The organism is Brevibacillus sp. MCWH (genome assembly GCF_013096935.1).
Lineage (GTDB): Bacteria > Bacillota > Bacilli > Brevibacillales > Brevibacillaceae > Brevibacillus > Brevibacillus aydinogluensis.
Genome location: NZ_SDLF01000177.1, coordinates 1 through 436, shown reverse-complemented (window position 1 = coordinate 436; position 436 = coordinate 1). Strand labels below are relative to the sequence as shown.

Annotated in this window: 1 pseudogene; it reads left to right on the top strand. The window is 42.7% G+C overall.

The window, feature by feature from the left end:
- Nucleotides 1-94: 94 nt before the first annotated feature.
- Nucleotides 95-436, top strand: a pseudogene (nifS, locus tag ETC00_RS19960) (cysteine desulfurase NifS); the annotation flags it as partial.

Below are 436 nucleotides of genomic sequence, written 5' to 3'. Positions count from 1 at the left end.
CTCCTGTTGTTTACACCTGTCTTGACACCTATATTTACACAAGGATAAAATAAACTCAAGAGTTTTTTATGGAGAACGGATGGAGGAAGACCGGATGATTTATTTAGATTATGCAGCGACAACGCCTATTTGTGAGGAAGCCCTTATTGTATATCAGAAGCTTAGTGTGGATATGTACGGAAATGCCAGCAGCCTGCATGATGCAGGAGGAAAAGCAAAGCACATACTGGAGTACTGCCGTGAAAAAATCGCCAACATCATTGGCGGAGAAGCAAGCGGCATCTATTTTACAAGCGGCGGCACTGAATCCAATTTTCTGGCCATTCAATCATTGCTAAACGGCCTGCCAAAAACGAAAAGACATTTTATTACAACTGCCATGGAGCATCAGTCCATTCACAATTGCGCTGCTTTTTTGGAACAGCAGGGATATGAT